The 26,871-nt window shown below is 72.6% G+C and carries 20 protein-coding genes; 11 read left to right on the top strand and 9 right to left on the bottom strand.

Annotated elements, in window-relative coordinates; all coding sequences use genetic code 11:
- Positions 1-31: 31 nt before the first annotated feature.
- The 3 genes from ACZCLJ_RS02875 to ACZCLJ_RS02865 all read right to left on the bottom strand — a co-directional run bounded on the left by ACZCLJ_RS02875 (position 32) and on the right by ACZCLJ_RS02865 (position 2,395).
- Complete coding sequence (locus tag ACZCLJ_RS02875) at positions 32-1,027, bottom strand: IS481 family transposase (protein WP_463106342.1); 996 nt, start codon at positions 1,025-1,027, stop codon at positions 32-34.
- Positions 1,028-1,153: 126 nt separating this feature from the next.
- A complete protein-coding gene (locus ACZCLJ_RS02870) occupies positions 1,154-1,864 on the bottom strand; it encodes a hypothetical protein (protein ID WP_463105393.1) in 711 nt (236 codons plus the stop codon).
- Positions 1,865-1,921: 57 nt separating this feature from the next.
- Positions 1,922-2,395: a hypothetical protein gene (locus tag ACZCLJ_RS02865; protein ID WP_463105392.1), complete on the bottom strand. Its 474-nt coding sequence runs from the start codon at positions 2,393-2,395 to the stop codon at positions 1,922-1,924.
- A gap of 83 nt (positions 2,396-2,478) precedes the next feature.
- Between ACZCLJ_RS02865 and ACZCLJ_RS02860 the strand changes: the two genes are divergently transcribed.
- The gene (locus ACZCLJ_RS02860) at positions 2,479-2,931 is read left to right on the top strand and encodes a hypothetical protein (protein WP_463105391.1); all 453 of its coding nucleotides are present in this window, start codon (positions 2,479-2,481) and stop codon (positions 2,929-2,931) included.
- A 4-nt stretch (positions 2,932-2,935) separates the two neighbouring features.
- On the opposite strand, the gene ACZCLJ_RS02855 is transcribed toward ACZCLJ_RS02860, so the two are convergent.
- Entirely contained in the window at positions 2,936-4,048 is a 1,113-nt protein-coding gene (locus tag ACZCLJ_RS02855; protein WP_463105390.1) for a DNA glycosylase AlkZ-like family protein, read from the bottom strand.
- Positions 4,049-4,055: 7 nt separating this feature from the next.
- Positions 4,056-4,484, bottom strand: a complete 429-nt coding sequence (locus ACZCLJ_RS02850; protein WP_463105389.1) for a hypothetical protein — start codon at positions 4,482-4,484, stop codon at positions 4,056-4,058.
- Positions 4,485-4,730: 246 nt separating this feature from the next.
- On the opposite strand from ACZCLJ_RS02850, the gene ACZCLJ_RS02845 reads away from it, so the two are divergent.
- Positions 4,731-5,501 carry a cohesin domain-containing protein gene (locus ACZCLJ_RS02845; RefSeq protein WP_463105388.1) on the top strand — a complete coding sequence of 257 codons (771 nt, stop codon included), beginning with the start codon at positions 4,731-4,733 and terminating at the stop codon, positions 5,499-5,501.
- Positions 5,502-5,554: 53 nt separating this feature from the next.
- Positions 5,555-7,411: an amidase family protein gene (locus ACZCLJ_RS02840; RefSeq protein ID WP_463105387.1), complete on the top strand. Its 1,857-nt coding sequence runs from the start codon at positions 5,555-5,557 to the stop codon at positions 7,409-7,411.
- A 37-nt stretch (positions 7,412-7,448) separates the two neighbouring features.
- Here the strand turns inward: ACZCLJ_RS02840 and ACZCLJ_RS02835 are convergent, their stop codons facing one another.
- The gene (locus ACZCLJ_RS02835) at positions 7,449-8,465 is read right to left on the bottom strand and encodes an aminoglycoside phosphotransferase family protein (RefSeq protein ID WP_463105386.1); all 1,017 of its coding nucleotides are present in this window, start codon (positions 8,463-8,465) and stop codon (positions 7,449-7,451) included.
- 52 nt (positions 8,466-8,517) lie between these two features.
- Between ACZCLJ_RS02835 and ACZCLJ_RS02830 the strand changes: the two genes are divergently transcribed.
- From ACZCLJ_RS02830 to ACZCLJ_RS02820, 3 genes are all read left to right on the top strand, one after another.
- A complete protein-coding gene (locus tag ACZCLJ_RS02830; RefSeq protein ID WP_463105385.1) occupies positions 8,518-8,829 on the top strand; it encodes a hypothetical protein in 312 nt (103 codons plus the stop codon).
- 304 nt (positions 8,830-9,133) lie between these two features.
- Positions 9,134-11,776 carry a glycoside hydrolase family 43 protein gene (locus ACZCLJ_RS02825; protein ID WP_463105384.1) on the top strand — a complete coding sequence of 881 codons (2,643 nt, stop codon included), beginning with the start codon at positions 9,134-9,136 and terminating at the stop codon, positions 11,774-11,776.
- 55 nt (positions 11,777-11,831) lie between these two features.
- Complete coding sequence (locus tag ACZCLJ_RS02820; protein ID WP_463105383.1) at positions 11,832-15,725, top strand: hypothetical protein; 3,894 nt, start codon at positions 11,832-11,834, stop codon at positions 15,723-15,725.
- A gap of 217 nt (positions 15,726-15,942) precedes the next feature.
- Here the strand turns inward: ACZCLJ_RS02820 and ACZCLJ_RS02815 are convergent, their stop codons facing one another.
- From ACZCLJ_RS02815 to ACZCLJ_RS02805, 3 genes are read right to left on the bottom strand one after another with little or no spacing between them, the layout of a single operon-like run.
- Complete coding sequence (locus ACZCLJ_RS02815; RefSeq protein ID WP_463105382.1) at positions 15,943-17,427, bottom strand: glycoside hydrolase family 43 protein; 1,485 nt, start codon at positions 17,425-17,427, stop codon at positions 15,943-15,945.
- 54 nt (positions 17,428-17,481) lie between these two features.
- On the bottom strand, positions 17,482-18,582 hold the full coding sequence (locus ACZCLJ_RS02810; protein WP_251151104.1) for a substrate-binding domain-containing protein: 1,101 nt from the start codon (positions 18,580-18,582) through the stop codon (positions 17,482-17,484).
- Positions 18,579-20,597: a heparinase II/III domain-containing protein gene (locus ACZCLJ_RS02805; protein ID WP_463105381.1), complete on the bottom strand. Its 2,019-nt coding sequence runs from the start codon at positions 20,595-20,597 to the stop codon at positions 18,579-18,581. The genes ACZCLJ_RS02810 and ACZCLJ_RS02805 overlap by 4 nt, the downstream gene beginning before the upstream one ends.
- Before the next feature lie 197 nt (positions 20,598-20,794).
- Between ACZCLJ_RS02805 and ACZCLJ_RS02800 the strand changes: the two genes are divergently transcribed.
- The 5 genes from ACZCLJ_RS02800 (at position 20,795) to ACZCLJ_RS02780 (ending at position 26,829) form a co-directional block, all read left to right on the top strand.
- Positions 20,795-22,744 (top strand): DUF2264 domain-containing protein, encoded by a 1,950-nt coding sequence (locus ACZCLJ_RS02800; protein WP_463105380.1) that lies wholly within the window; start codon positions 20,795-20,797, stop codon positions 22,742-22,744.
- A gap of 78 nt (positions 22,745-22,822) precedes the next feature.
- Positions 22,823-24,142 (top strand): ABC transporter substrate-binding protein, encoded by a 1,320-nt coding sequence (locus tag ACZCLJ_RS02795; RefSeq protein ID WP_463105379.1) that lies wholly within the window; start codon positions 22,823-22,825, stop codon positions 24,140-24,142.
- A 106-nt stretch (positions 24,143-24,248) separates the two neighbouring features.
- On the top strand, positions 24,249-25,214 hold the full coding sequence (locus ACZCLJ_RS02790) for a carbohydrate ABC transporter permease (protein WP_251151108.1): 966 nt from the start codon (positions 24,249-24,251) through the stop codon (positions 25,212-25,214).
- Positions 25,214-26,113, top strand: coding sequence for a carbohydrate ABC transporter permease (locus ACZCLJ_RS02785; RefSeq protein ID WP_463105378.1), 900 nt, complete (start codon positions 25,214-25,216; stop codon positions 26,111-26,113). The genes ACZCLJ_RS02790 and ACZCLJ_RS02785 overlap by 1 nt, the downstream gene beginning before the upstream one ends.
- 5 nt (positions 26,114-26,118) lie before the next feature.
- Positions 26,119-26,829, top strand: a complete 711-nt coding sequence (locus tag ACZCLJ_RS02780) for a DUF624 domain-containing protein (RefSeq protein WP_463105377.1) — start codon at positions 26,119-26,121, stop codon at positions 26,827-26,829.
- The last annotated feature ends 42 nt before the right edge of the window (positions 26,830-26,871 follow it).

Raw genomic sequence — 26,871 nt, 5'->3', positions numbered from 1 at the left:
GAGCGCGGAGAGACGAGATCCAGAACTCTAACTAGCTGTGATGTCCAGGGAGGTTGGTCAGCCGGCTGACCGGTGGCTGGTTGCCGATCGCGCTGTGGAGCCTGTGGTGATTGTAGAAGTGGAGCCATCCGGGTAGCGCGGCGCGGCGTTCGGTCTCTGAGGCGTAGAAGCGGGCGTAGGCCCACTCGTCGGCGAGCGTGCGGTGGAAGCGTTCGATCTTGCCGTTGGTCTGCGGGCGGTAGGGCCGGGTTCGCTTGTGCTTGATCCCCAGCCTTGTGCAGGCGTCGCGCCAGGCGTGGGATCGGTAGGCCGACCCGTTGTCGGACAGCACCTGCTCGACGTGCACCCCGCGTGCGGCGAACCAGTTCACGGCGCGTTCGAGCACGTCGACCGCGGTTGCGCCCTTCTCGTCGGACCGGATCTCGGCGTAGGCGAGTCGGGAGTGGTCGTCGATCACGGTGTGCAGGTAGGCGGTGCCGATGCTCGGGTTGCCCTTGGCCGTGCGGCCTGTGCGTAGAGCGGTTGCTGCTTGGTTCCGGTAGCCCTGTTGCCGCCCGACGTAGCGCCACCCGCCCCCGTCGGGGATATTGCCGAACTTGGTGACGTCGACATGGATCAGTGAGCCGGGATGGTCATGCTCGTAGCGGCGCAATGGTTCGCCGGTGACCCGATCGATCCGGGTGAGCCGGTTGATCCGGCACCGCACCAGCACCGCATGGACCGTGGAGGCGGGCATGTGCAGGCGCCCGGCTATCTGGACCGGTCCCAACCGGTGTCGCCACCGCAGCCGCACGACCTGCTTGACCAGATGTTGCGGGGTGCGGGTCGGGCTGTGGTGCGGGCGCGAGCTGCGATCGGCCATCCCGGCCACGCCCTCGGTGCGATATCGCTCGGCCCACTTCCTCGCGGTGCGGGCCGAGACCATGAACATCTTCGCCGCGGCCGTGTAGGTCCAGCCGGACTCGACGACCAGCCGCGCCAGCCGCAGTCGTGTTCTCGGGGTGAGCAGGGCGTTAGCGTGTGACACGAAGGCCTCCGGCGGGTGGAAGTGGTTCCTCGACAGCTCCACTTCACAACCGGAGGCCTTCGTCATCCGGTAACCCGCCCCCGTGTCGTCATCACGGGATCCGGACAACCTCCCTGGACATCACAACTAGCCCGGCGGATCCCCTCCGGGCGAGCTGCGACGCAGCGGCACGTGCCGGCGCCACAGCGCCCGGTAGCTCCGGTAACCGCGCAGAAACCACAGCACGAAGCTGGCCACCGCGGCCACGACGCCGACGGCGATCGCCCACCCCGCGGCGTCGGTGAGCACCCACACGACGCTCCCCCACAGGAGCCCGACGAGCACCGACTCGACGACGAGGATGAGCATCATCGAGCTCGCGAGCATCTGCGTCCGGTCCCGCGACGCGAACGGGAAGTACGTACGGTTGGCACCGGCCAGGTCGTCGGCGGCCGACATGAGGAAGTACCGCTCGACGCCCGGGTCGAGGTCGACGTACGCGCCGCGCAGCCGGTTCATCGCGAGCACGTGCGCGAGGTCCTCCTCTGCCGTGGCGAACACGCGCAACTGCGTCACGCCGCCGAGCAGCGACAGGAGCAGCAGCACGCCGATAGCGACGGCCGCGAACCCACCCCGGAAGCTCGTCGCGTTACCGAGCACTCCCAGCCCGAAGACCCCCGCCGAGACGAGCGTGAGGAAGATCGCGATACGCGTCAGCACCTCGCTCTGCGTCGTCGATCGCGACGCGAGAAGGCTCCAGTGCTCCGTCGCGAGGATCTGCGCGCGCAAGGCGCGCTGCGCGTCCGTTAGACGCGCGACGTCGTCGCCTCCGGCCGGCGCCGACCCTGCCGTCGCCATACGAGCATTCTCCACCCGTGCCGGTGGGCAGCCCTGGTCTCGGCTGCCTCCGTGCTCTCAGTCTCCGAACACGACCAACACGTCCCGGCTCACGGCGAGCTCTCCGATCCGGGCGAGAACCGCCGCATGCTCCGTCGGAGTGAGCTCGACGACGAACGAGCTGCCGGTGTCGTCTGCCGCCACGACGATGCCTCCGCTCCTGGCGATTCCCGTCATCGCGATCGTGTACGGCGCGATCGCCGCGGCCAGGTCGAGGTCGCGACCGTCGCGCGGGTCGAGACGAACCGTGACGCTCGGCGCCCAGCCGAACCGCTTCGCGAACCGGCCACGCTGCTCGACGGCGCGGTCGGAGAGCTCCGCCACCGCCCACTCGACGTCGGGTGGCCACGGGTCGTCCGAGTACACGTCGACATCGATGGAGGTCAGCCGGTCTTGGAGCACGTGCAGCACCGCGCGGCAGAGTGCTTGTCTCTCGTCAGCACTGGCGCCATCGCGCGCCATGAAGCTGGCAGCCGTCCCTCGTGACCTCACGGAGGAAGGGTGACAGATCGAGCGCACGTTCGGACGGTTAATCCGGCAGGGAAAGCGGTGTCGCCGTGGAAGACTCTGCCCCCATGAAGGCCCCGCAGGCGTTGCCGCTCGACGAGACCACTGCTGCGCTCCGCGCCCTGGCGGCCCGGTTGCAGGAGCGGCTGACCGGCCGCGGAAGCGTCTCCCCGCCCCACGACGAAGGTGGTGTCGAAGGGTTCACGGTGCGCTCGCCGTCGGAGGGCACGGTGGAGGTCTGGGTGATGCACGACGCCGACGGTGTCGTCGTCAGTCTCGGCGGTGCTCCCGGCTGGGAGCTGCCCCGTGAGCAGGCCAGCGTCGACGTGGTCGAGGCGATCATCGCCGCGGCCGTCGAGGGGAGGATCGAGGTCGGCACAGGACGGGGGGTGCGCTCCTACCGCGTCCCCATGCCGGACGGTTCGGTCCGCGAGGACACTGCCGAGGGCTTGGTCGGCCTTCTTCTCGCCATGCCGTGGAAGCCGCGCCTCCGGTGGACGACAGCCGCTCCCTACGCCTGACGCCTCAGTCCATTCGCGGACGAAGCCGCAGCGGACGGTCGAGAAGAGTACCGAGCCGCCCGACCTCGTCCGGGAGCGCCCTGGGCGCCGTCGTCTCGGCGGCCGGCCCGGCGCCGACGAACCACGTCACCGTGACGTCGTCGCCGAACACCGCCCACGTGCCCGCGACGACGCCACCGACCACGACGAGGTTCGCCCCGCGGCTCACGGCCTGGCGCTGCTCGGGCGGCACGACGTGCGCGTCGGCCGTGCCCGGGCCGAGCACCCACTGGTCGTGTCCCGGGAGGAGGCGCACGCTCGTCGACGGCCGCGTCGCGGCGAGGGCATCCGCGTGCTCGCGCAGCACCGTCGCGGGCTCCCCCTCGACGTCGACCTCGGCGAACCGTTCGGCGAGCTCAACCCACCACCGGCGGACGGGAGCACGACCGGCGCCCAGGCCCTCGCCGAGCCAGTACTGGACGTGCGCCTCGGTGGTCGGCCCGTAGGTGCCGACATAGGCGAGGACGGCGTGGCGACCCGCCTCGTCGAGGTCGGGCCACGGCGTCCAGCGCGGGTTGGTGTCGAGCCGCCGGAACGTGGGCTCCTGGCCGCGCGAGGGGCCGAAGCTCATGTCGCCCTGCCACACGAACGGCTTGAGGAAGGTGTGCGACGGGTCGACGAACGCCTGCCGCAGGTGGGAGTACGCGGCGTCGCGCGTGACGGCGTCGCCGAGCTCCGCGCGGGTCAGCGGTCCGTCGCTCAGGACCTCGCGGACGACCTCGCGCAGCCGCGGCCAGTCCTCCGGCTCGAGGCGGTAGTACTCGCGCCAGCCCGCGCGCTCCCACATCCGGCCGGCGGCGCGCAGCGCGAGGTAGGCGCCGCCGTCCTCGGGCATGACGAGGTGCGTCGCGCCGCGGAACGCGTAGACGGCGAGCAGCTCGCCGTCCGCGAGCGCCCGCGCCACCTCCCCCGGTCGCGACGACGACTGCCGCAGCCGGATCGCGAGCTCGGCGTCCGCCGCGGCGGGCACCGCGCCGAGCCGGCGAACGACGCCGGTGGCCGGCTCGTCGCCCACGGGGTCGAGGAACTGCCGTCCCAGCCGCCAGGCCAGAGCCTGCGGCCACGTCACGGACGTCATCGAGTGCTCACGACGCTGGTCCGGACGACGGGGCCGGTCCTGTCGACCCACCCGACGACGCGGGCTGGGTGGAAGCTGCTCCGCCGTCGAGCCGACGCTCGATCAGCTGCGCGACCCGGCGCTGCGTCGCCGCCTCGTCCGCTGCGTCGTCGTCGGCGCGCATTTTTGTGATCTCCGCCCAGCGCCGGAGCTCGTGGACGACCAGCTCCCAGTCGGTCCGGTCGAGCGTCACGGCGAGCTCGTCGTCCTCGGGCGGCCAACCCCACCCGGGCAGGCTCCGCGGGTGCCGGGCGGCTGCCGCCCAGCCGACTTCTCGCAGTCGGCCCGCCGACGCGGCGAGTCTCTCGTCTCCTCCCACGCGCTCGGTCGCCCCGGTGTTGTCCAGCGTGCCGTCGACGTAGTGCCAGTCCCGCATCCGGAAGACGATCTCGATCACGCCGTCACCTCGGTTCTCGCCTCGCACTGTGATGGCCGTCACCCTAGCCGCCGCAACGGCACCGCGAAACGGCCGACCCGCGCCACGGGCACCGGGTGAAGCAGAACCGAGACCCACGTGCGTGTTTGCGCTAACGCGCCGGAAACGATCGAGAAACAGGGTCCTGTGAGCATCGCTGGCGGCAGGGCACCCCTCAGGACTCGGGGACAGGTGCGCCGCGCCGCCCGAGGAAGGAACCGCTCCCCCATGACCCACACCCCCACGCGCCGTCGGGATCGACGGCGCGCCACGCTCGTCGGCGGCCTGACGCTCGCCGCGAGCCTGCTCACGGCCCAGGCGGCCCAGGCCGTCCCGTCCGTCGCCGACGTCACCGTCGACGCGCCCGCCACCGTCGAGGCCGGCGAGCCCGTCGAGGTGACCGTCGCCGTCACGGGCGCCGCCGACCTCTACGCCTACGACCTCGCGGTCGCCTACGATCCCGAGCTCGTCGCGTTCGTCGAGGACAGCGCCGTCACGCCCGACGGCGGGTTCTCCGACGCGACGGACGACGGCGCGGGGACGGTCGCCATCGCGCACACGCGTCTCGGCACCTCGCCGGGGCTGGAGGGCGACGTCACGCTCGCGACGCTGACGTTCACGGCGCTCGCCGCGGGCGACGCGGTCTTCGACGTCCCCGTCGTCACGCTCGTCGGCACCGACGAGGAGACCGTCACGCTCGAGGACGCCGGCACGGCGACCACGACCGTCACGGCCGTGCCCGTCCCCACCGACGAGCCGGGAGAGACGACGCCGCCCACCGACCCGGGCACGACCGACCCCGGCACCACCCCCACGGACGACGACGCGACCTCCGACCCGACGTCGTCCGGCGCGGGCGGCACCGACCGCGGCGGCTCCGGCGGCCCGCTCGCCTCGACGGGCGCGAGCGTCGCGGCCATCGTCGCCTGCGCCGTGCTGGCCGTCGCGACCGGCGTCGGGATCCTCGTGGCACGCCGTCGGGCGGTGGCGTCCCGATGAGCACGCACACCGCCACGACCGCCTCCGCGCACCACCCCCGGAAGGACCGACCCGTGACCCTCACGCATCGCCGCGCGGCAAGGGGCGTCGCCGCGCTGACGCTCACCGGCCTCGTCGTCGGCCTCGCCGCCGCGCCGACCGCGACGAGCGCACCCGCAGCGCCCGGCGCGTCCGGGACGCTCCTCGCGCCCTACTACACCGAGCTCGACCTCACCGGCGACCTGCAGGTGACGGCGGACGACCTCGCGGTCGTCGCCGCGAACCTCGGCCTGACCGCCGACGACGAGGGCTGGAAGGACGTCGCGCTCGTCGACACCGACGCGGACGGCGCTGTCACGGTCGCCGACCTCGCCGCCGTCTCGCAGCGCATCGTCTACGACGACGGGCCGTTCGAGCTGGTCGAGGCGTCCGTCGTGGACATGCAGGCCGCGATGAACGCGGGCGTGACGACGTCCGTCGAGATCACGCAGGAGTACCTCGACCGCATCGCGGCGTACGACCGCACGCTCGTCGACACGTCCGAGGGCGGCCGTCCGCTCGCGTCGATCGTCACGACGAGCACGGTCGCGCTCGACGCCGCGAAGCAGGCCGACGCGGTGCGCGCGTCGCAGGGCATGACGAGCATGCTGCTCGGCGTGCCGGTCGCGGTGAAGGACAACTACGACACGAAGGACATGCCGACGACCGGCGGCTGCGGGTGCTGGGACGCCAACCAGACCACGACCGACGCCGCGATGGTCGACGGCCTGCGGGCCGACGGCGCCGTGCTCCTCGCCAAGGCGAGCCTCGACGAGTTCGCGTTCGGCTTCGCGTCGGAGTTCTCGTCCTTCCAGGACGCGGGCACGTCGACGCTCGTCGCGAGCCCGTACTCGACGAGCCGCACGGCCGGCGGGTCGAGCGGCGGGACCGGCGCGGCCATCTCGGCCAACCTCGCCGGCATCGGGTTCGGCACCGACACGGGCGGCTCGATCCGCGTGCCGTCGTCGTACAACCAGCTCGTCGGCGTGCGCCCGACGATCGGCCTCGCGTCCCGCGACGGCATCATCCCGCTCGCGCTGAGCCAGGACACGGGTGGCCCGATGACGCGCAGCGTCACCGACGCGGCCGTCGCGCTCGACGCGGTGGTCGGCGTCGACCCGGCCGACCCGGTGACGTCGCGCCAGGAGGGCGAGGTCCCGGCGTCGTACACGCAGTACCTCGACGCCGACGCGCTCGACGGCGCCCGCATCGGGTACGTCCCGTCGATGATCGGCACGAACGCGACCACGGTTCGCCTGTGGGCCGAGACCCGGGCGACGCTCGAGTCGCTCGGCGCGACGGTCGTCGAGGTCACCCCGCCGACGTCGTACTCCGACGTGCTGCCGCGCGGCTTCGCGAGCGTCGTCGGCGAGGGCTCCGGCTCGACGAACGAGTTCAAGCACGACCTCGACGCGTACGTCGCGACCCATCTCTCCCCCGCGGTCGAGGCACGCACGCTGTCGCAGATCGTCGACTCGGGCCGCTTCGTCCCGTCGCGCCGCAGCACCTACGTGTCGCGCGGGGCGATCACCGAGGAGACGTACCAGGCGTGGGCCGGCCCCGAGGGCACGCACACGAAGGTGCTCGCCGAGGGCAAGACGCTCGTCACCGGGATGCTCGACGAGCTCGAGCTCGACGCCCTCGTCTACCCGAGCGGCAACCCCTACGGCACGATCGGCACGAACCTGCGGCTCAGCCCCAACACGGGGATGCCGGCGGTATCGGTGCCGATGGGCCAGGCGTCCTCGGCGGAGGCCATCCCCGGCGCCGGGGTCAACCTCGAGCTCCTCGGTCGCGACTTCGACGAGGGCCCGCTGCTCGGTCTGGCGTACGCGCTCGAGCAGGCGACGCAGGCCCGCACGGCTCCCGCGCTGTACGGCCCGCTGGGCTGAGCCTCCGCACAACGCAGCACGGCGACGGTCGGTCCCCTCAGGGCCGACCGTCGTCGTACTGCGCGTGGATGTCACCGTCGACCAGCCGCCAGCAGAAGTCGTTCATCCGCGCCGCGGCGGGTGCGTGCCGCGCGAGGATGCCCGCGACCGGCACCGGCACGTCGGTTGGGATCTCTCCGCGCGCGCATCGACGAACGTACGCGTTGCGAGCCACCGGACCGCCGCTGGTCGGCATCGGCACCCCGCACACCGTCGTCACCAGCCAGTTCACGAGTCGCATCGCCGCGTAGTCGGCGTCGTGCTCGACGTTGCGTGCGACGAAGTCGCGCTCGGCGTCTGTCAGGTCGAACCGCGGCGACGTGGCGAGCCCGAAGTCCACGAGGTAGATCTGCTCGTCGTCGGCCCGCATGTTGCCGAAGTGGCCGTCCAGGTGCAGCAGCTCCCGGCCGCGCAGGAACGCGACGGCCTCGAACAGCTGTTTCTCGAGCCGCTCAGCCCGGGCCGCCGGGTCGTCCAGCCAGTCGGGCAGCCGGTCCGGCAGGTGCTCGAGGAAGAACACGAGGCTGGAGGTCGCGTCGGCCAGCTCCTCGAACCGGGTCCGCACCGCCGGGTTGCCGCCGAACTGGTCGACGACCGCCTCGATGTCCGCGTGCTCGGCCGCGACGGGCGGGCGACCCGGGAGCACGCGCCAGTGATGCAGCAGCGCGAAGGACTCCGCCTCGCCGGCGAGCACGCCCTCGGTGAGGATCTCGTTCGCCGCCAGCTCGCGCCACGCGCCGAAGCCCGGGCCGGCGAGAGGGTGCATGCCGTATTGGCAGGACATCGGCAGGTCGAAGAGGTTCGCCGTGCTGCGCGGGTGGGCCAGCTCCCGGTCGGTGATCGGGACGCGCTTCGCGAACACCGGGACACCGTCGATGTCGAGCACCGAGGAACCGCCACCCACACCGACCTGCCCGGCGTCGACCGCCTCGAGCAGCGCAGCCAGCTCGTCGTCGCCGCGGGCTGCGAGCGCCGCAGAAACGAGTTCGTGGCGGGCACCTCGCAGGCTGAGCATCACGTCATTCTGCCGTCACCGCGACGGGCACGGCATCGCTACTCTGAGCCGCGTGAAGGACTGGGACTACGTCGTCGACACGATGCTCGCCAAGCCTGGGCTCTTCGTCGGCTACTCGGACTTCGACCGCGTCGCGGCCTTCGTCGAGGGCTTCGGGACCGCACTGGCCGACGGCACGCTCGCACGCTTCCGGGGGTGGCTCGCGCGTGACGCCCCGGACAGTCCCTTCGACTGGCCGGAGATGCTCCGACAGGAAATAGCGTTCACCGTGGGGCCGGCCGTGGGTGATGAGCAGGTGATCGCCCATCTGCGAACGCGCCTGAGCGACTTTCTCTCGAGCCCCATGGCCGGGGACAGGGCGTAATGCCAGCACCGACCGCGACGGCAGGCGGCTGAGGCCGCCCACCACAGGATTCGAGTTGGCAGGTGCTTCCCGTCGAGCTGGCTGACGACGCCGCCGTCGTCACGGACGGCGCTGACCTCCGGCGCGCAGTCGACATCTGCCGACCGACGGCGCGTGTTCGTTTCCGTTCAGGTCGCGGCACTCGGTTGACGGTCGGTGAGGCAGAACATACTTTCGGACACGAACGAACGCTGCTGCTCGTGAACAAACATAAACGATCATGGGAGATCGTCGCGGGCAGAGCGGATGATCGAAGGAGATCCTCGTGCCCGACGCTGCCGCCGGACCCGCCCACCACTTGCACCACCCGACCTCCGCACCCCCGCGTCATCGTCGACGCCTCGCACCGACCCTCGCCGCCGCGACCGCGTTCGTCCTCGGCGGCTCGCTCGCTGTCGTCGCCACACCCGCGGCCTCAGCCACCTCCGCGACCTCGCCCACCGCCGCGACGGCGACCACGGACGCGGCCGGCACGACAGCACTGCCCGCCGCCGCGCCGTCGGGCACGGTCCCCGCGCCGGACGGCTCGGTCTGGGCCGACGCCGACGGCAACGCGATCAAGGCCCACGGGGGCTCGGTCGTCACCGTCCACGAGGAGGAGGTCGGCCTCGACATCACGGGTGACGGGACGACCGACCAGGAGGTCCACCTCTGGTACGGGGAGGACAAGACGCACGCGACGCGTCCCGTGGACGGCGTACGCGGCTACTGGTCGACGGACCTCACGACGTGGCACGACATGGGCCGCGTGCTCCCCAGCCACCAGCACTTCACGCTCCGCGTGAACGCCGCCGGCACCGCCGTCGAGGTCGACCCCGCGAAGGTCGACGCGCTGCAGGCCGTGGCGAACAAGACCGCGCCCGACGCGACCTCGACGCAGGAGCAGATCGACGCGGCCAAGGCCTTCGTCGAGCCCTACGTCGAGACGTGGGCCGACGAGGACGCCGGCGTCGCCGCGACGTACGACGAGGCAGCGCTCGCGAACGCGTCGTACCGCCTCAACGGCAACATCAACATCATGGAGCGTCCCAAGATGCTCTGGAACGCGAAGACGAAGAAGTTCGTCGTCATCTACCACGCGGACGGGCCGCTGGCCGACAACGCCGACCTCGTGAGCTGGGTGCGCGGCGGCGGCGACCCGGCGAACCAGAACGTCGGGTCCCGGTACTCGCGGGCCGAGATCGGCTTCGCGACGTCGGACACCCCGTGGGGCCCGTTCAAGCTCGTCAACACGACGAAGATGAACTGGGCTCCGGGCGTGCCGAACGCGGGCCGCGAGGGCGACTCGCGCGACATGACGATCTTCCAGGACACGGACGAGCACACGGTCGACCCGGTCGCCGACGACGCCTACGCCGTCTACTCGTCCGAGATGAACAAGTGGATGTACGTGTCCCGGCTCAACGCCGAGTACACCGGGCCGCTCGAGACGGGCAGCGACGCCACGCTCGGCGAGGACTTCTCGAACCGCGTGCTGCCGGACTTCTCGCGCGAGGCGTCGAGCGTGTTTAAGCACGACGGCTGGTACTACATGCTCACGTCGGGCACCGACGGCTGGGCCTCCACGCCGGTCGTCGCGTACCGGTCGCGCTCGATGATCACGCCCACGGAGGCCGTCGTCGGGAACAACGACCGCCACCCTGCCTCCGGCCAGTGGGAGCGGCTCGGCAACCCGTGCGTCGGGGACGCCGCGCGCACGGGCGTCGGGACCGCCGACCCCGTCGAGTGCTTCGACTCCCAGCCGACGTTCGTCATCGCGATCGACCAGGAGGCGGGCCGCTTCGCGTACATGGGCGACCGCTGGATCACCGAGGCCAACGGCTCCGCCGGCGAGCGGTCGCGCTACGTCTGGGCGCCCATCCAGGTGAAGGACGGCCGCGTGACCGTCGAGAACGTCGGCGCGTGGGACCCCACGAACACGACGCTGTTCCATCCGCTCGAGCCGGTGACACCGCTCGAGTTCACCGCCCACGTCGACGACCGCGACGCCTTCGAGCCGACGTTCGACGTCACCGTCGACGGCGAGCGGTACGACGACCTCACCGCCGACTGGAGCACCGCGAGCCTCGACGCCGCGTTCGCCACGCGGGGCACGCACACGCTTGTCGGGCACGTGGCCGGGGACGGCCCGCTCGCCGGCCGCTACGTCTCCGCGACCGTCCAGGTCGACGGCCCGGTCGACGTGTGCCGCGAGCCCGGTACGGTCGTGAGCGCGTCGTTCCACCAGACCGAGTACGGCACCATGCCGGCGTCGTTCGCGTGCGATGGCAAGCCCTCGACCGCGTGGTCCACGTGGGCCGGCGGCACGGGCAAGAAGGACCGCGTGACGTTCACGGTCGCCGCGGCCGAGGCGTGGCAGATCGACGCCGTGCGCCTCACCAACACCGAGGGCACGATCACCGGCGTCGGCGTCGAGTACCGCGACGCCGACGGCGCGTGGCGCCCGACCACCGCGAGCGCCGTCGCACCCGCCCCGAACGGCACGCTCACGACGGTCGGCTTCGACGCGGTCGTGTCCGACGCGCTGCGCCTGACGTTCGACACCCCGGGCTCCTACCTGAAGATCAGCGAGCTCTCCGTGGCGGGCACGGTCCCCGGCGAGGAGCCGTCCGACCCGGAGCTCGCGGTGGCCGTCCAGGCCGAGGTCCGCTGCCTCGCCGGCAAGGCCTTCGTCGCGGTCCGTGCGACGAACGACGACGAGGTCCCCGTCGACGTCACCCTCACGACGCCGTTCGGGACGCGCACCGTGGCCGACGTCGCGCCGGGGAAGAACGCCTACCAGTCGTTCCCGACCCGGCAGGCGAGCACCGACGCGGTGGCCGTCACCGTGACGGCGAGCGCCGACGTCGACGGCAGGACCCTCACGACCGAGCACGACCTCACCGCCTCCGCCGCGCACTGCGGTTGAGCCTCCCCCACCACCCCGCACCATGTCGCCGGTGCCGGCGACAGGAAGGCACACCATGAGACTCCACGCCCCACCCGGCGGGCCGAACGGGCGCGCCCGCGCGGCGACCGCCGTGACGACGGCGCTCGCGCTGTCGGTCACCGGCCTCGTCGCCGCGACGCCCGCGGCGTCGGCCCCGTCCACACCGGCCGCGCCGTCGACGACCAGCGCGCTCCCGGCCGACCTGCCCGAGCTGCGCTTCGACGACCCGTCGATCGACTGGGCGCAGATCCTCGTCGACGGCGAGGACGTCGAGCGCCGCGAGGACGGCTCGCCGTTCAACGTGTTCGGCGGCTTCGGCTCCGTCTCGTGCAACAACACGGGCAACCTCCTGCTGGACTACAAGGAGGAGAACCCCGAGGCCTACTGGCGCATCATGCACCTGATCTTCGACCCGGAGACGGGTGCGGGGCTCAAGCACATCAAGGTCGAGCTCGGCGCGGACAACAACACGTCGTCGGGCACCGAGCCCGCGACGAAGCGCAGCGCCGACGAGCCCGCGAACGTGCTGCGCGGCTCCGGCTTCCACTTCATCGCCGACGCGCTGTCCATCAACCCGGACATCGAGACCGAGGCGCTGCGCTGGGGCGAGCCGTCGTGGACCAAGACGGACCCCGACCTGCGCTACCAGTGGTACAAGGAGACGATCGACGCCGCGTACGACACGTACGGCGTCGAGTTCGACTACATGTCCCCGTCGCAGAACGAGGTGGGCGGCAGCTTCCACCTGCCGTCGATCGCGCCGGAGCTCGCGTGGGTGGTGGACTTCGCGGAGCGCCTCGAGGAGGACGCCGAGGCCGAGGACGCGCGCTACGACTACGGCGACATCAAGATCGTCGCCCTCGACACGTACCGCAACGTCGAGCCGGTCGCCGCGGCGATCCTCGCGAGCCCGGCGGCGCTCGAGCAGGTCGACGCGATCGGCTACCACTACGACATCGCCGGCGGGCCGAACCTCACGCGCCTCAACAAGGAGTTCGGCATGGAGGTGCTGTACTCCGAGGGCGTCGCCCCGATGATCGACCCGGAGTACCGCATCAACGCCGAGCCGGCACGCGGCGGTATCGGTGGCACCGTCGGCGCCGTCGACATCGCGGACCGGTTCATCAACGCCTACCGCTGGAGCGGCGCGGGCGACAACCCGGCGCACATGACGTCGTTCCTCTTCCAGCCCGCGGTGAGCGCGATGTACGAGGGCACGCAGTACTCGCCCAAGCACCTCATCCGCGCGTCGGACCCGTGGTCCGGCTACTACGAGGGCGGCGTCGGCGTCGCGCTCGTGCGCCACTTCCACCAGTTCGCCGAGTCGGGCTGGGAGTACGTCGAGGGCGCCACGTACGGCGACGGGACGAAGGGTGACGGCGGCACGAACGTCGACACCTCGACCCGCACGTACATGACGCTGCGCACGCCCGCCGCGGACGGCGGCGAGCCCGACTTCACGCAGGTGCACGCGAACAACACGAAGACCGCGCGCCACTTCGAGGTCAAGGTCGCCAACCTCGGCGAGCCGCGCCCGCTCACCGTGTGGGAGACGCGCGGCCCGGACGCCGGCGAGGAGTACGACGCCAACTGGCTGCGGCCGACCGGCTACGTCGAGCCCGTGCGCACCGAGACGACGGACGGCGTCGAGTACGCCGTCTACCAGGTCGAGATCGCCCCGTACTCGATCCAGACGCTGTCGACGCTGCCCCAGGGCGTGCACGGCACGACCGCGGCCTACGACCGCGCGGACTACGCGTCGCCCGAGCAGGACACCGCGCTCGAGCTCCCGTACACCGACGACTACGAGTACGAGGGCTACCCGACGGCCGACGTCCACGGCGTCGAGATGGGCTACGTCGAGCGCCGCGGCGGCTCGCCGCGGTACACGGCCGACCAGAACGGCGCGTTCGAGGTCGTCGAGGGCGAGGGCGAGCGCGGAAACGTCATGGTGCAGAAGATCCACGCCGAGAACCGCGGCTACACGTGGGACGTGTGGGGCAGCCACGCGCAGAACCGGCCGTCCACGGCTCCCCCGGCCACCGTGCTGGGCGACCACTCGTGGGCGAACTACACCGCGTCGGTCGACTTCAAGCTGGACACGCAGGTGCGCGACGCGAGCCTGCCGAACTACGCCGGGCTCGGCGTGCGCCAGCACGTCCCGACGGGCGAGGACCTCGCGACCTACACCGCCCGCGTCTACGCCGACGGCACGTGGCAGCTCCGCAAGCTCGGCACCGCGGTCTCGTCCGGCACGATCGCCGGGTTCGACGCCGGCGCGTGGCACTCGCTCTCCGTCGAGGCGCGCGACAACGTCATCACCGTCACGCTCGACGACGCCCCGCTCGCGCGGTACGTCGACGCGAGCACCAACCCGGTGCTCACCGGACGCATCTCGGTCGTCAGCGGGTACTACAACACGCAGTACGACGACCTCGCCGTCACCCCGATCGAGGGCCAGGCCTGGGAGTCCGTCAAGATCGACGACGCCGACTCGCGCATCTCCTACCCCGGCGGGTTCGCCTACACGCAGGCCGGCTACGCGCACCTCAACCGCACGCAGCACGTGCTCGCCACGGGCCGCTCGGCGGTGTTCGAGGTGGACGGCACCGGGTTCAACCTGTTCGGCGCCAGCGGCGCCGCGACGATCGACGTCGCGGTCGACGACCAGCCCGTGCGGACGGTGAACGTCGGCTCGACCGGCGACCGCCAGACGTCGTACTGGCAGCGCGGGCTCGACGGCTCGACGCCGCACACCGTGACGGTCACCGTGCGCAGCGGCACGTTCACGCTCGACGGCGTCGACGTGCTCGTCGGCGGCGCGCCGCCGGTCGTCACCGACCCGGAGACCACCCCGGTCACCGTGGCCGAGCCCGTCGCGCGCCTCGCCACCTCGTTGGGCGACGTCCCCGAGCTGCCGGAGACGGTCCGCGCGACGTCGCAGGCCGGCACGACGATCGACGCACCCGTCGAGTGGTTCGTGCCCGCGGGCGCGTTCGACACCCCGTACGCCCTGGTGAACCTCACGGGGACGTTCACGGGCAACGAGGCGCTCGCCGTCACGGCGCAGGTCGAGGTCGTCCCCGACGGCCTGCAGTACCTCGTCGACGCGAACGCGCCCGCCGTCCCGGCGGCCACCGCGTTCCCCGCCGTCAAGGGCTTCGTCGAGGCGAAGGGCGGCACGCTGCGCAACGCCGAGCCGGACGCGCTCTGGTCCGACGCCGCCGGCTGGGGCCGGGCCGCGAACTACTCCGCGAAGGGCCTCCTGGGCCAGACGCCGTACGACAAGATGCGCGAGACCGGCTGGTACACGGCCGGGGCCTCGACGCCGCTCGTCTACCGGTTCACGCTCCCGGCGGGCACGTACACCGTCTCCTCGGGCCACACCGAGTGGTGGAACGTCGGCAGCGGCAAGGCGCGCAACATGCAGACCTCGGTCTCCTGGACGGGCTCGGACGGCCAGGCCGTCACCGTTCCCGTGGGCAAGGTCGCGTTCCCCAACGGCAGCTCGGGCCGCTCCGAGGTGCTCTCCGGTGAGTTCACGCTCACCGAGGAGACCGTCGTGTCGTACACCGTGGCGAACGACGGCGGCACCGAGGCCCCGGTCCTGTCCTGGCTCGGGATCGCGGGCGACGAGGCCGAGCAGGGCGTCGCGACGACCGCCGTCGTCGAGACGCGCTGCCTCGCCGGCAAGCCGTACCTCGCGGTCCGCGTGACCAACGACGACGAGGCCCCCCTCGACGTCGAGGTCGCCACGGCCTACGGGGCGAAGACCTTCGCGGCCGTCGCGCCCGGCAAGAACGCCTACCAGACGTTCGCCGTCCGCACGGCGCCCGCCGAGGGGACCGTGACCGTCACCGCCCGCACCACGGACGGCGACGACCGCGAGAGCGTCGAGGAGGTCGCCCACGCGGCGCCCACCTGCTGACCGTCACCACACTGCACCACTCCCGCGCGGGGCCGGGGTCCCCGGCCCCGCGCGGACCACGTCCGATGCGGCTCACCCCCCGTACCGATCCGGTACGGGGGGTGAGCCGTCTCCGCAGGACGTGCAGTCGACGAGCACAGTTGACGAGCACAGTTGACGAGCGCAGTGGACGAGCGCAGTCGACGAGCGCAGTCGACGAGCGCAGTCGTCGGCCGTCTCAGGGCCGCGGCGGCGCCTCCGCGCTGCCGGTGTACGCGAACGCCTCGACCGTGACCCGACCGCTCGCGCACACGAGCCCGATCATCCGCCCGGTGAAGCCGCCCGCGACCTCGGTCGACAGGTACCGCCCGTCCAGGCGCGCGAGCTCGCGCGGTCCCTCCGGGCCGTGCAGCACCGCGACGACCTCGTCCGGCCCGCGCCGGTGGCTGTACTCGTGCTCGGTCGAGGCCTGCGTGCGCAGCTCGAGCTCCGCGCCCGCGGGCACGACCGCCTCGGCGAGGACGGACACCGCCGGCCCGATCCGCGCGACGACGCGCACGACGTCGCCCGTGACCTCGAGCGTCACGGCGTGGTCCGGGTCGACGCGCAGCTCGAGCCCGCCGACACCCTCGGAGGCGTCCACGCGCGCGCGAGCGCCCGACACCCGGTGCTCCTGGCGGCGGCCCACGAACGACCGGTCCTCGGGGGTGCGCGACACGAGCCGCCACGCGCCGTCGGACCAGGTGAGCACGTCGCCGGGGAACGCGCTCGCAGCGACCCAGTCCCGCGGGAGGCGCACGTCCCCGAGGACGCTCTCGACCGCGGGCGTGGCGGGCGGCTGCAGCGCACGGCCCACGCGGGGCCAGCCGTCGGCCCACGAGACCTCGGCCGCGAACGTCTCGCGGCCGAGCACGTGCCACCCGGGGAACCTCCCGTCGGGACGCACGCCGAGGAAGACCGCGGCCCACGACCCGTCGGGGCGCTGCACGAGGTCGGCGTGCCCCGTGTTCTGCACCGGGCTGCGCGTCCCGCGGGCGGTGAGCACCGGGTTGTCCGGGCACGGCTCGAACGGCCCGCTCGGCGAGGAGCCGCGCGCGACCGTGACGGCGTGGCCGTGCCCCGTGCCGCCCTCGGCGATGAGCAGGTACCACCACGACCCGACCCGGTACAGGTGCGGTCCCTCCGGGTGCTGGCCGCCGGTCCCCTGCCACACGGTGCGCGGCGCGGAGAGCAGCTCGCCGGTCGTCGGGTCGAGCTCCGCCTGGACGATCCCGCCGTCGGACCACGTGAGGTAGCACGTGCCGTCGTCGTCCCACGCGAGGTCCGGGTCGATCCCGCCCGCGTCGATGCGCACCGGGTCCGACCACGGGCCGGCGGGTTCGGTCGCCGAGACGAGCAGGTGCCCGGGACCGTCGTTCACGTTGGTCGTGACGAGCCAGAAGCGCCCGTCGTGGTGGCGCAGCGTCGGGGCGTAGATCCCGCCCGACGGCCCGGCCTGCGCGAGCGCAAGCTGGGAGGGCCGGTCGAACGCGTGACCGACGAGCTCCCACGCGACGAGGTCGGGCGAGCGGAAGATCGGCACCCCCGGCGCGTACTCGAAGCTCGAGCACGCGAGGTAGTACAGGTCCCCGACCCGCACGACGGACGGGTCGGGGTGGAAACCGGCGAGGACCGGGAGGGTCGGCAGTGACGGGCGGTCGGGCTCGGCGAGGAGTTCAGGCACGGGCACGACCCTGGCACACGCCGACCGGTCGACGCGAGGACCGCGCCCGGACGATCAGGCGCGCGCCGCGGTCACCCGCCCCGTCGACTCCCGCACCACGAGCTTCGGGCTGATCGCGACGCGGTGCACGGGTCGCGTCGGGTCGGCCAGACGCTTCGCGAGCAGGTCCACCGCCGCGTGCCCCACCGCGGCCCGCGGCGGGCGCACGGCCGTGAGCGCGGGGCTGAACAGCCCGGCGACCTCGTCGTCGTACGCGACGACGGACAGGTCGCCCGGGACGGACATCCCGCGGTCCTGAGCACTCTGCACGATGGCGAACGCCTCGGGGTCGGAGTGGGCGAGCAGTGCCGTCGTGCCCGACGCCACCGCGGTGTCCACGACCTCCGCGATCGCCTTCGTGAACTCGGGCTTGTGCCGGTCCGGCGCGAGCCGCTCGAAGTGCTCCTCCGACGACAGCCCCAGGTCGCCGCACGCCGCACGCCAGCCGGCCGCGATCTTGCGCGACGTCGGCGACTGGCGCGAGAGCACGAGGCCCACCCGGCGGTGGCCGAGGTCGGCGAGGTGGTGCACGGCCATGAGCGCGCCGAGCGCGTGGTCGGACACGACCGACTCGAGCGCCTCGCGGTGCGGCGCGAGCGCCGCCTCGCGCTCGACCAGCACCGACGGGACGTCCGTGCGCGCGAGCCACTGGACGAGCTCCTGCGCGTGCGGGCTGTCCGTGCGCGGCGCGAGGATCAGCCCTCGCAGGTCCTCACCCTCGACGAGCCGCTCGATCGTCGGGCGCTCGTCCGCCACCTCGTACGACGACCCGCGGAGCACGACGCGCAGACCGTGCTTGCGGGCCTCGGCCTCCATGCCGCGCACGACGCCCGGCCAGTAGTAGTCGAGCGACGGCACGAGCACGCCGATCGTGGCGGTCGGCGTGCGCTCGGTGCCGCTCTCGCGGCCGTCGACGGGCACGGCACCGCCGTGCACGCGCGCGAGCAGACCCTCCCGCTCGAGCTGGGCGATGTCGCGGCGCACGGTCACGGCCGTCACGCCGAGCTCGTCCGTCAGGTCCGCGACGCGCACGACGCCGTCGCGCTCGAGCGACGCGAGCAGGTGCGCGCGCCGCTCGGCAGCGAGCGGCGCCCGCTGCATCTCCTCCGTGGTCACAGGGCCCCCTCCTGGGTGATGGCATCGTCGTCGATGGTGTCGTCCTGCTCGACGACGAGAGTCAGGTCGGTCCGGTCCGTCACGTCGAGCGTCAGGCGCGTCAGGGTCTCGCCCCACACCTCCGACAGCATCGGGTCGTCCAGCGTCCGGACGGTCACGTCGACCGGGACGTCCTCGGGCCAGCGCACGACGACGGGCGTCGCACCACCGAGCGGGACCACGCGCAGCAGGCCCGGCGACGTCGTGACGTCACCGGCCACCATGACGTGCACGACCGCCGCGGCAAGGGCGGCCGCGCCGAGGTCCCACACGTCGTGGACCGTCACGCAGGCCCGGCCGCGGGCTCGCCGATCGCGCTCCTCGTCGTGGCCCGCAGCACGCTCGAGGCGTGCGGTGCGGCGCCACGCGGCCAGCCCGTCCACGGGATAGGCGCCCGCGAGGTCGAGCGACAGCTCGCCGTCCCCGGGGACGACCTCGCGCGCCGCGAACGCGGCGCCGACGCCCTGCGGCGTGCCCGCGATCTCGGGCACGTTGTGCCACGAGCTCTGCATGGTCCAGATCGCGTACCGGTCTGGGCCGAACGTCTGTGCGGTGTACGTCGGGCGACCGGCGTCGACGAGCACCGGCACGCCGTCGGACGCCACGACGAACGAGCCGACGTCGTTGTGGTTGTGGTGCTCGCCGTTGTGCCCGCCCTTGATCGCGAGCGTCAGGCCGCGCGGGCTGCCCGCGTGCTCGCGCGCGAGCAGGACCTGCGTCGAGGGCAGCCAGACGTCGCGCGGCAGCGGGGCCTCGCCCGGCCCGGCCGCGAGCCAGTCGGCGTCCGTCACCGCGCGCAGCAGCCGGCCGAGACCGTAGTCCTCGTCCGCGACGGGCTCGCCCGGCACACGGTACGACGCCGCGTGCCGGCGCGCGTCCTCGTCCCCGGCGCGGCGCGCGGCGCGGTGGAGCGCGTGCCACGGCTGGTCCGCGGGGGGCAGCGCGCGGCCGTCGGCGAGGTCGAGGTACCAGTCGCCGCCCAGGTGCATGCGGTGCGGGAAGGCGACCGTCGCGCGCATCGCCGCCACCGGCGTCGCAGGGTCGAGCGCGTCGAGCGCCCCGTCCGTCGCGTGGGCGAGGACGTCGAGCGCCTCGATCGCGCGGCACGCACCGTTCCACCAGTACTCGTAGCCCTCGTCGATCGCGCCGTCGGCGGGCAGCACCGCGACGTAGCGGTCGAGCCCCTCGACCACGAGGTCCACGACGTGCGCGCGCAGGTCCGCGTCGGCGGGGTCGTCGAGCAGGCGCAGCGCGGCGAGGAGCACGTTGCCGTGGATCCACGGGTTCCAGTTGTGCACGTCGCCGTCGAGGCCGATCCAGTGCCAGTCGCGCCGGGCGAGGAACGGGTCGATCACGCGCTCGCGCACCTCCCCCCGGACGCGCGCCCGCAGCCCGGGGTACCGCGCGTCGAGCGCGTCGCCGAGGAGGTGGTCGGCCCACGCGAGCTGGCCCGCGACCTCACCGGCCCCGAGGTCGAGGAACGGACGTGCGCGGTCGGGCAGCGCCCAGCCGCGGGTCGCGAACGCGTCGTCGTGCGCGGGCCAGCACCACGTGCTCTGCTCGCACACCGCCCAGATCCCGTCGGCGACCTCGTCGACCCACGCGTCCTCGAGCGTGACGGCCGCCGCGACCACGGCGCGCGACAGGCGGCGCTGGCGGCCGAGGACGAGGTCCTCGTGCGCGGTGCGGTTGCCGTCGCGGTGCAGGCGCGCGGCCGTGCTCGCGAGAGGCAGCGGCCACGCCGTCCCGCGCTCCTTCTCGGCGCGCAGCAGGACCGCGGCGACGGTCTGGGCGTCGACCCTGCCGGGCGCCGTGCCCGAGCCGGGCGTCCAGACCGCACGGTCCGACGCGGGCGCGACGGGCAGTGCTCGTGCGGGGTCGACGAGGAGCTGGGCGAGGGTGGCTCGCCGCTCCGGCGGGGCCGCGGCCGACAGGCCGAAGGCGGCGCCGAGCGGGCCGATGAAGTGGGTGGGCATCTCTCTCCGTCGAGGTGGTGACCGTTCTGTCCCTATCGATCAGAAGCGATCATAACAGAAGGGCTACGCGCTTGACAGCGTCCGTTCTTGAACGTTTGACTGCGGAAGTGTTCGGTGAGCGATCACCTCACGTGATGGGCATCACCGAACACGCACCGCAGGCCGCACGAAGGCGCGCCGCCACGACGGAGGACACGATGACGTACGAGAGCACCCGGTCGCAGCCGACCGCGTCCCTCGCCACGAGCCCCCTCACCGGGTGGGACCGTGCGCGGTGGGCGGCCTTCGGCGACCACCTGCTCGCGTCCGCCCTCCCCTTCGCCTCTCCCGGCCACGCCCGCATCACGCTGCCCGGGCCGGAGGGTGGCTACGGCCGCGCGGTCGACGGGCTCGAGGGTTTCGCCCGGACGTTCCTGCTCGCCGGCTTCCGCCTCGCGGGCGAGCGCGGCGCCGACCCGCACGGCTACGCCGAGTGGTACGCGCAGGGCCTCGCCGCCGGCTCGGACCCGCACGCCGAGGACCGCTGGCTGCGTCTGTCGGAGCACGCCCAGGCCAAGGTCGAGGCGGCGTCGCTGGCCCTCGTCCTCGACCTCACGCGCGAGTGGATCTGGGACGGGCTGTCGCCGCTCGTCCAGGAGCAGCTCGTCGACTACCTCGCGGAGGCCGTCGGCGACGACACCTACCCGCGCATCAACTGGGTGTGGTTCCGCCTCGTCGTGCAGACGTTCCTGCGCTCGGTCGGCGGGCCGCACTCGCTCGACGAGATGGCCGCGGACCTCGCGACGCACGACTCCTTCGAGCGCCCCGACGGCTGGCTCGCGGACGGCGCCGAGCGCTCCTACGACCACTACGCCGGCTGGGCTCTGCACCTGTACCCCACGCTGTGGGCGCGCATGCGGGGCGCGCAGGACCTCGCGGCCCCGCGCCGCGAGCGCGACGTGCAGCTGCTCGACCGCTACCTCGACGACGCGCTCGCCCTCGTCGGGGCCGACGGCTCGCCGCTCCTGCAGGGGCGCTCGCTCACGTACCGCTTCGCGGCCGCGGCCCCGTTCTGGGTCGGCGCGATCGCCGAGGTCCCGTCCCACTCCCCCGGTCTGCTGCGCCGCGCCGCGTCCGGCGTCGTGTCGCACTTCGTCGAGCACGGCGCGCCGGACGAGCGCGGCCTGCTCACGCAGGGCTGGCACCACGAGTGGCTGCCGATCTCGCAGTCGTACACCGGCCCCGGCTCCCCGTACTGGGCGAGCAAGGGCCTGATCGGGCTCGCGCTGCCTGCCGACCACCCCGCGTGGACCGCGACCGAGGAGCCGCTACCGGTCGAGCGCGGCGACGTGCTGCGGGCCGTCGCCGCCCCCGGCTGGGTCGTCAGCGGCACGCGCGCCGACGGCCTCGTGCGGATCGTCAACCACGGCACGGACCACGCCCTCGAGGGCGACCGCATCGGCGACTCCCCGCTCTACGCGCGCCTCGGGTACTCGACCGCGACCGCGCCCTGGTCCGACCTCGCGAGCCGCACGTCCCCCGTCGACCAGAGCGTCACGCTCGTCGACGCCGACGGCCGGGCCACGCACCGCACGGGCTGGCACGCCCTCGAGACGATCGTCGACGAGGAGCCCGGCCAGGTTCCCGTCGGCGTCTCCGGCTCCGTCGTGCGCGCGCACTGGCTCGACGCCGAGACCGGCGGCCGGGACCACGGCCACGGCCTGCCCGGCGCCGCGACCGACGCCGGCACCCTCACGGTCGTCTCGCTCGTGCGCGGCCCGTGGGAGGTGCGGCTCGTGCGCGTCGACGAGCTCGCGGAGGACGTGGACGCCTCGACCGTCCGCCTGCGCGTGGGCGGCTGGCCGGTCGTCGACGGCGACGGGCTCACCGCCTCGCTCGTCCCGCTCACCGCGCCCGGTGCGCCCGTCACGCGCGAGCACCGCACCGACGCCTCACCGCTCGGGCACGCGTCCGCGGCCGACGTGGCCGACCTCCCGGTCGAGCCCGGCCGCTGGCACGCGGTGCTCGTCACCCTCGCGGGCCCCGCCCGCGACACCTACCCCTCGGCGCCGCGCCGCACGGTCCAGGCGCCCGAGATCACGTCGGCAGGACGCACTGCCCACGTGCACTGGCCGGACGGGGAACGCACGCTCACCGACCTGCCCTGACCCATCCCGACCGCCGACCCCCACCGGCGCGAGGACCAGGCCCGACGTCGGGCCGCCGAACTCGAAGGAGAGCAAGGAATGAAGCGCACGACACCGATCGCGATCGGCACGGCCGCCGTGGTCGCCCTCACCCTCACGGCATGCGGCGGAGGTTCCGGCGAGTCCGGTGGCGACGCCACGGCCGACGGCCCCGTGACCCTGAGCCTCGCGGGCTGGAGCCTGGCCTCCACGCCGGAGTTCCAGACCATCGCGGACGCGTTCCACGAGGAGAACCCCGACATCACGGTCGAGGTCAAGGAGTACGCCGCCGGCAACGACTACGACACGCAGATGACGGCGGACCTCGCCGCGGGCACCGCTCCCGACATCTACGTGCTGAAGAACCTCAAGAACTTCTACACGTACCAGTCGGGTCAGCAGCTGCTCGACGTGTCCGACGTCGCGGGCGAGCTCGACGGCGACACGAGCGGCGTGGACGCCTACGAGGCCGACGGCGCGACCTACGCGGTGCCCTACCGCCAGGACTCGTGGATCCTCTACTACAACCAGGAGCTCTTCGACCAGGCGGGCGTCGAGCAGCCCGACGGTTCGTGGACGTGGGACGACTACACGCAGGCCGCGACGGACCTGACCACCTCGTTCCAGGGCTCCGGCTCGACCGCGACGGGCACGTACCAGCACTCGTGGCAGTCGACCGTGCAGGGCTTCGCCCTCGCGCAGAGCGACGGCGCGTCCCTCGACAGCGCCGACTACTCGTTCCTCGAGCCGTACTACGAGCGCGCGATCGAGCTGCAGGACGCGGGCGCCCAGCCCACGTTCGGCACCGTCACGACGAACTCGCTCACCTACCAGGCGCAGTTCGGCACGCAGCAGGCCGCGATGATGCCGATGGGCACGTGGTACGCCGCGACCCTCATCGCGCAGCAGGAGAACGGCGAGGCGGACGAGTTCGCCTGGGGCATGGCCCCGATCCCGCAGGTCGACGAGTCCACGACCGGCACCGACGCGACGCCCGTGACGTTCGGTGACCCGACCGGCCTCGGCATCAACCCGGCGATCGACGAGAACAAGGTCCAGGCCGCGAAGGACTTCCTCGCGTTCGCCGCGGGCGAGGGCGGCGCCGCGGCGCTGGCCGAGATCGGCATCACGCCGGCGCTCTTCTCCGACACCGTGGTCGACACCTTCTTCGGCCTCGAGGGCGTCCCGACGGACGACCTGTCGAAGTTCGCGTTCTCGACGCACGAGACCAAGCCGGAGAACCCGGTCGCGCCGAGCACCGCCGCCGTGCAGAACATCCTCAACGACCTGCACACCGCCGTGATGTCCGGGTCCACCCCGATCGCCGACGCGATCCCCGAGGCCGAGAGCCGCGCCTCCTCCGAGGCCGGCATCGGCTGACGCCTCCCGGTTCCTCCGCCGCACCCGCCCCGGGCGCCGCGACCGCTGACCGCGGCGCCCGGGCGGGCCGGCACACCACGATCTTCCAGACACAGGAGTCCCCACGATGTCGACCATCGCCGCCGACGAGCGGTCGCAGCCCGGGACGGACGGGCCGGCCACGCCGTCCCGACCGCCGACGAGCCGCCGCCGCGCCGGAAGCCGCCTGAAGCTGCGCAACACCCTCGTCGGGTGGAGCTTCATCCTGCCGAACTTCATCGGCTTCGCCCTGCTCACGCTCATCCCCGTGATCGTGCTGTTCTACATCTCGTTCACGAGCTGGAACGTGTTCGGCGCGGCGCAGTGGATCGGCCTCGACAACTTCGAGCGCCTCGTCGGTGACGCGAGCTTCCACACGGCGCTGCTCAACACGCTCTACTACGCGGCGATCCACATCCCGCTCACGCTCGTGGCGTCCCTGAGCCTGGCGCTCCTGCTCAACCGCAAGCTGCGCGGTGTCGCGTTCTTCCGCACCGTCGCGTTCTTCCCGTACATCACGTCGATCGTCGCGATCGCCGTCGTGTGGAACATGCTCTTCAGCCCCGAGTTCGGGCCGATCAACCAGCTCCTGCGCGCCGTCGGCGTCGACAACCCGCCCGGGTGGACGACGTCGAGCACGTGGGCCATGCCCGCGGTGATCCTCGTGAGCGTGTGGCGCGAGATGGGCTACTACATGCTGCTGCTCCTCGCGGGCCTGCAGACGGTGCCCGCCCAGCTCTACGAGGCCGCCCGCATGGACGGCGCCAACGCGTGGCAGCGGTTCTGGAACGTCACGCTCCCCGGCCTGCGCCCGACGATGTTCTTCGTCACCGTGATGCTCACGATCGGCAGCTTCAAGATCTTCGACCTGATCCTCGTCATGACCAACGGTGGCCCCGGGCAGTCGACCCTCGTGCTGAGCCAGTACATCTACCAGAAGGGCTTCGTGGAGAACCAGTTCGGCTACGCGTCGTCCGTCGCGGTCGTGCTGTTCTTCATCTGCATCTCGGTCACCATCGTCCAGTTCCTCGTCAACAAGAGGAGGGAGGCGTGATGGCCACGCTCGACACCCCCACCCCCGCCGCCGCCCCGGTCGCGCTCACCCCGGAGCCCCGCGCGCGCCGCGGCCGCGCGACCTCCGTCGCGGGCCGGACCGCCGGGTACGTCGCGATGGCCGTCGCCGCCGCCGCGGTCCTCCTGCCGTTCTTCTGGATGGTCATCTCGTCCCTGAAGAACAACAACCAGGTGTTCACGATCCCGATCCAGTGGGTCCCCGACCCCGTCGTCTGGCAGAACTACCTCGACATCTGGTCGCGGTCGAACATGACGTCGTGGCTCAAGAACACGCTCATCCTGTCCGTCACCGTGACCGTGCTCCAGGTGCTCACCGGCAGCTTCGCGGCCTACGGGTTCTCCAAGATGCGCTTCCGCGGGCGCGACGTGCTCTTCCTGCTCTACATCGGCACCATCGCCGTGCCGTGGCAGTCGTACATGATCCCGCAGTTCATCATGCTGTCCGACGCCGGGCTGTCGAACACGCTCTGGGCGATCATCGCGCTGCAGGCCTTCGGCGCGTTCGGCGTGTTCCTCATGAAGCAGTACTTCGAGACGATCCCCGAGGAGCTCAGCGAGGCCGCGCGCATCGACGGCCTCAGCGAGTACGGCATCTGGCGGCGCATCATGATGCCGCTGTCCGTCCCCGCGATCGCGAGCCTCACGCTGCTGACGTTCGTCAACACGTGGAACGACTACCTCGGGCCGCTCATCTACCTGCGCAGCCCCGACCTGTGGACCGTCCAGCTCGGGCTCAAGTCCTTCATCGGCCAGTACAACGCCGAGCACGCGCTGATCATGACCGGCTCGGTGCTGTCCGTCCTGCCGATCGCGATCATCTTCCTCCTCGGCCAGCGCTACTTCGTCGAGGGTGTCGCGTCGACCGGGCTGAAGGGCTGATCCCGATGGCCACCTCTGCGCACGCGCCGCGGCGCCGCCTCGTCTCGCACGAGACGTACGAGCTCGTCTTCAGCACCGTGTACGCGGGGCTCGCGACGAACCTCCTCGTCGTCGTCGCGTGCCTGCCCCTCGTCGTGCTCGCCATGACGACGGACCCGACGGCGTCGTGGCCCGCCCTCGCCCTCCTCGCGCCGTTCTGCACGCCCGCTCTCGTCGCCGCGTTCGGCGTGTTCCGCGCGATCACGGCGGACGGCTCCGCGCAGGTCGTGCGGACGTTCTGGCGCGGCTACCGGCAGCACTGGCGCCGGTCCGTCGCGCTCGGGGCGCTGAGCACCGCGCTGGTCGTGGTGCTCGCCGTGGACGTGCGCGCCGTGTGGGGCCACGCCGTCGGCGCGGTCGCCATCCCGGTGTTCGTCACGCTGATCGTCCTGACGCTCGTGGCGTCGCTCGTCGCCACGGCCTCGCTCGCCGACCACCCGACGGCGCGGCTGCGCGACCTGTTGCGGGCGTCGCTGTTCGCGGGCGTCCGGCGCTGGTACCTCACGCTGCCCGCGCTGCTCGTCCTCGCGATGCTCGGGTCCGTCGTCGCGGCGCGGCCCGCCGTGGGGCTCGGCCTGGCGCTCGCGCCGCTGCTCTTCGTCGCGTGGGGCGGCGCCCGCTACGCGCTGCACTCCACCCTCGGCACGGTGCCCGCACAGGCCGCCGTCTCCCGCTGACCTCTCACCCCGTCCCCGTGGGGCGGCCTCGCCGCCGCCGCA

The organism is Cellulosimicrobium sp. So1_17 (assembly GCF_055181235.1).
The sequence above is the reverse complement of the archived record's forward strand: the minus strand, read 5'-3'. Positions and strand labels throughout refer to the sequence as shown.

Excerpts from the sequence above, each read along its gene's own strand:
- ACZCLJ_RS02870 (WP_463105393.1), bottom strand. The coding sequence starts at position 1,864 with ATGGCGACGGCAGGGTCGGCGCCGGCCGGAGGCGACGACGTCGCGCGT.
- ACZCLJ_RS02860 (WP_463105391.1), top strand. The coding sequence starts at position 2,479 with ATGAAGGCCCCGCAGGCGTTGCCGCTCGACGAGACCACTGCTGCGCTC.
- ACZCLJ_RS02855 (WP_463105390.1), bottom strand. The coding sequence starts at position 4,048 with ATGACGTCCGTGACGTGGCCGCAGGCTCTGGCCTGGCGGCTGGGACGG.
- ACZCLJ_RS02845 (WP_463105388.1), top strand. The coding sequence starts at position 4,731 with ATGACCCACACCCCCACGCGCCGTCGGGATCGACGGCGCGCCACGCTC.
- ACZCLJ_RS02835 (WP_463105386.1), bottom strand. The coding sequence starts at position 8,465 with ATGCTCAGCCTGCGAGGTGCCCGCCACGAACTCGTTTCTGCGGCGCTC.
- ACZCLJ_RS02820 (WP_463105383.1), top strand. The coding sequence starts at position 11,832 with ATGAGACTCCACGCCCCACCCGGCGGGCCGAACGGGCGCGCCCGCGCG.
- ACZCLJ_RS02805 (WP_463105381.1), bottom strand. The coding sequence starts at position 20,597 with ATGCCCACCCACTTCATCGGCCCGCTCGGCGCCGCCTTCGGCCTGTCG.
- ACZCLJ_RS02800 (WP_463105380.1), top strand. The coding sequence starts at position 20,795 with ATGACGTACGAGAGCACCCGGTCGCAGCCGACCGCGTCCCTCGCCACG.
- ACZCLJ_RS02795 (WP_463105379.1), top strand. The coding sequence starts at position 22,823 with ATGAAGCGCACGACACCGATCGCGATCGGCACGGCCGCCGTGGTCGCC.
- ACZCLJ_RS02790 (WP_251151108.1), top strand. The coding sequence starts at position 24,249 with ATGTCGACCATCGCCGCCGACGAGCGGTCGCAGCCCGGGACGGACGGG.
- ACZCLJ_RS02785 (WP_463105378.1), top strand. The coding sequence starts at position 25,214 with ATGGCCACGCTCGACACCCCCACCCCCGCCGCCGCCCCGGTCGCGCTC.
- ACZCLJ_RS02780 (WP_463105377.1), top strand. The coding sequence starts at position 26,119 with ATGGCCACCTCTGCGCACGCGCCGCGGCGCCGCCTCGTCTCGCACGAG.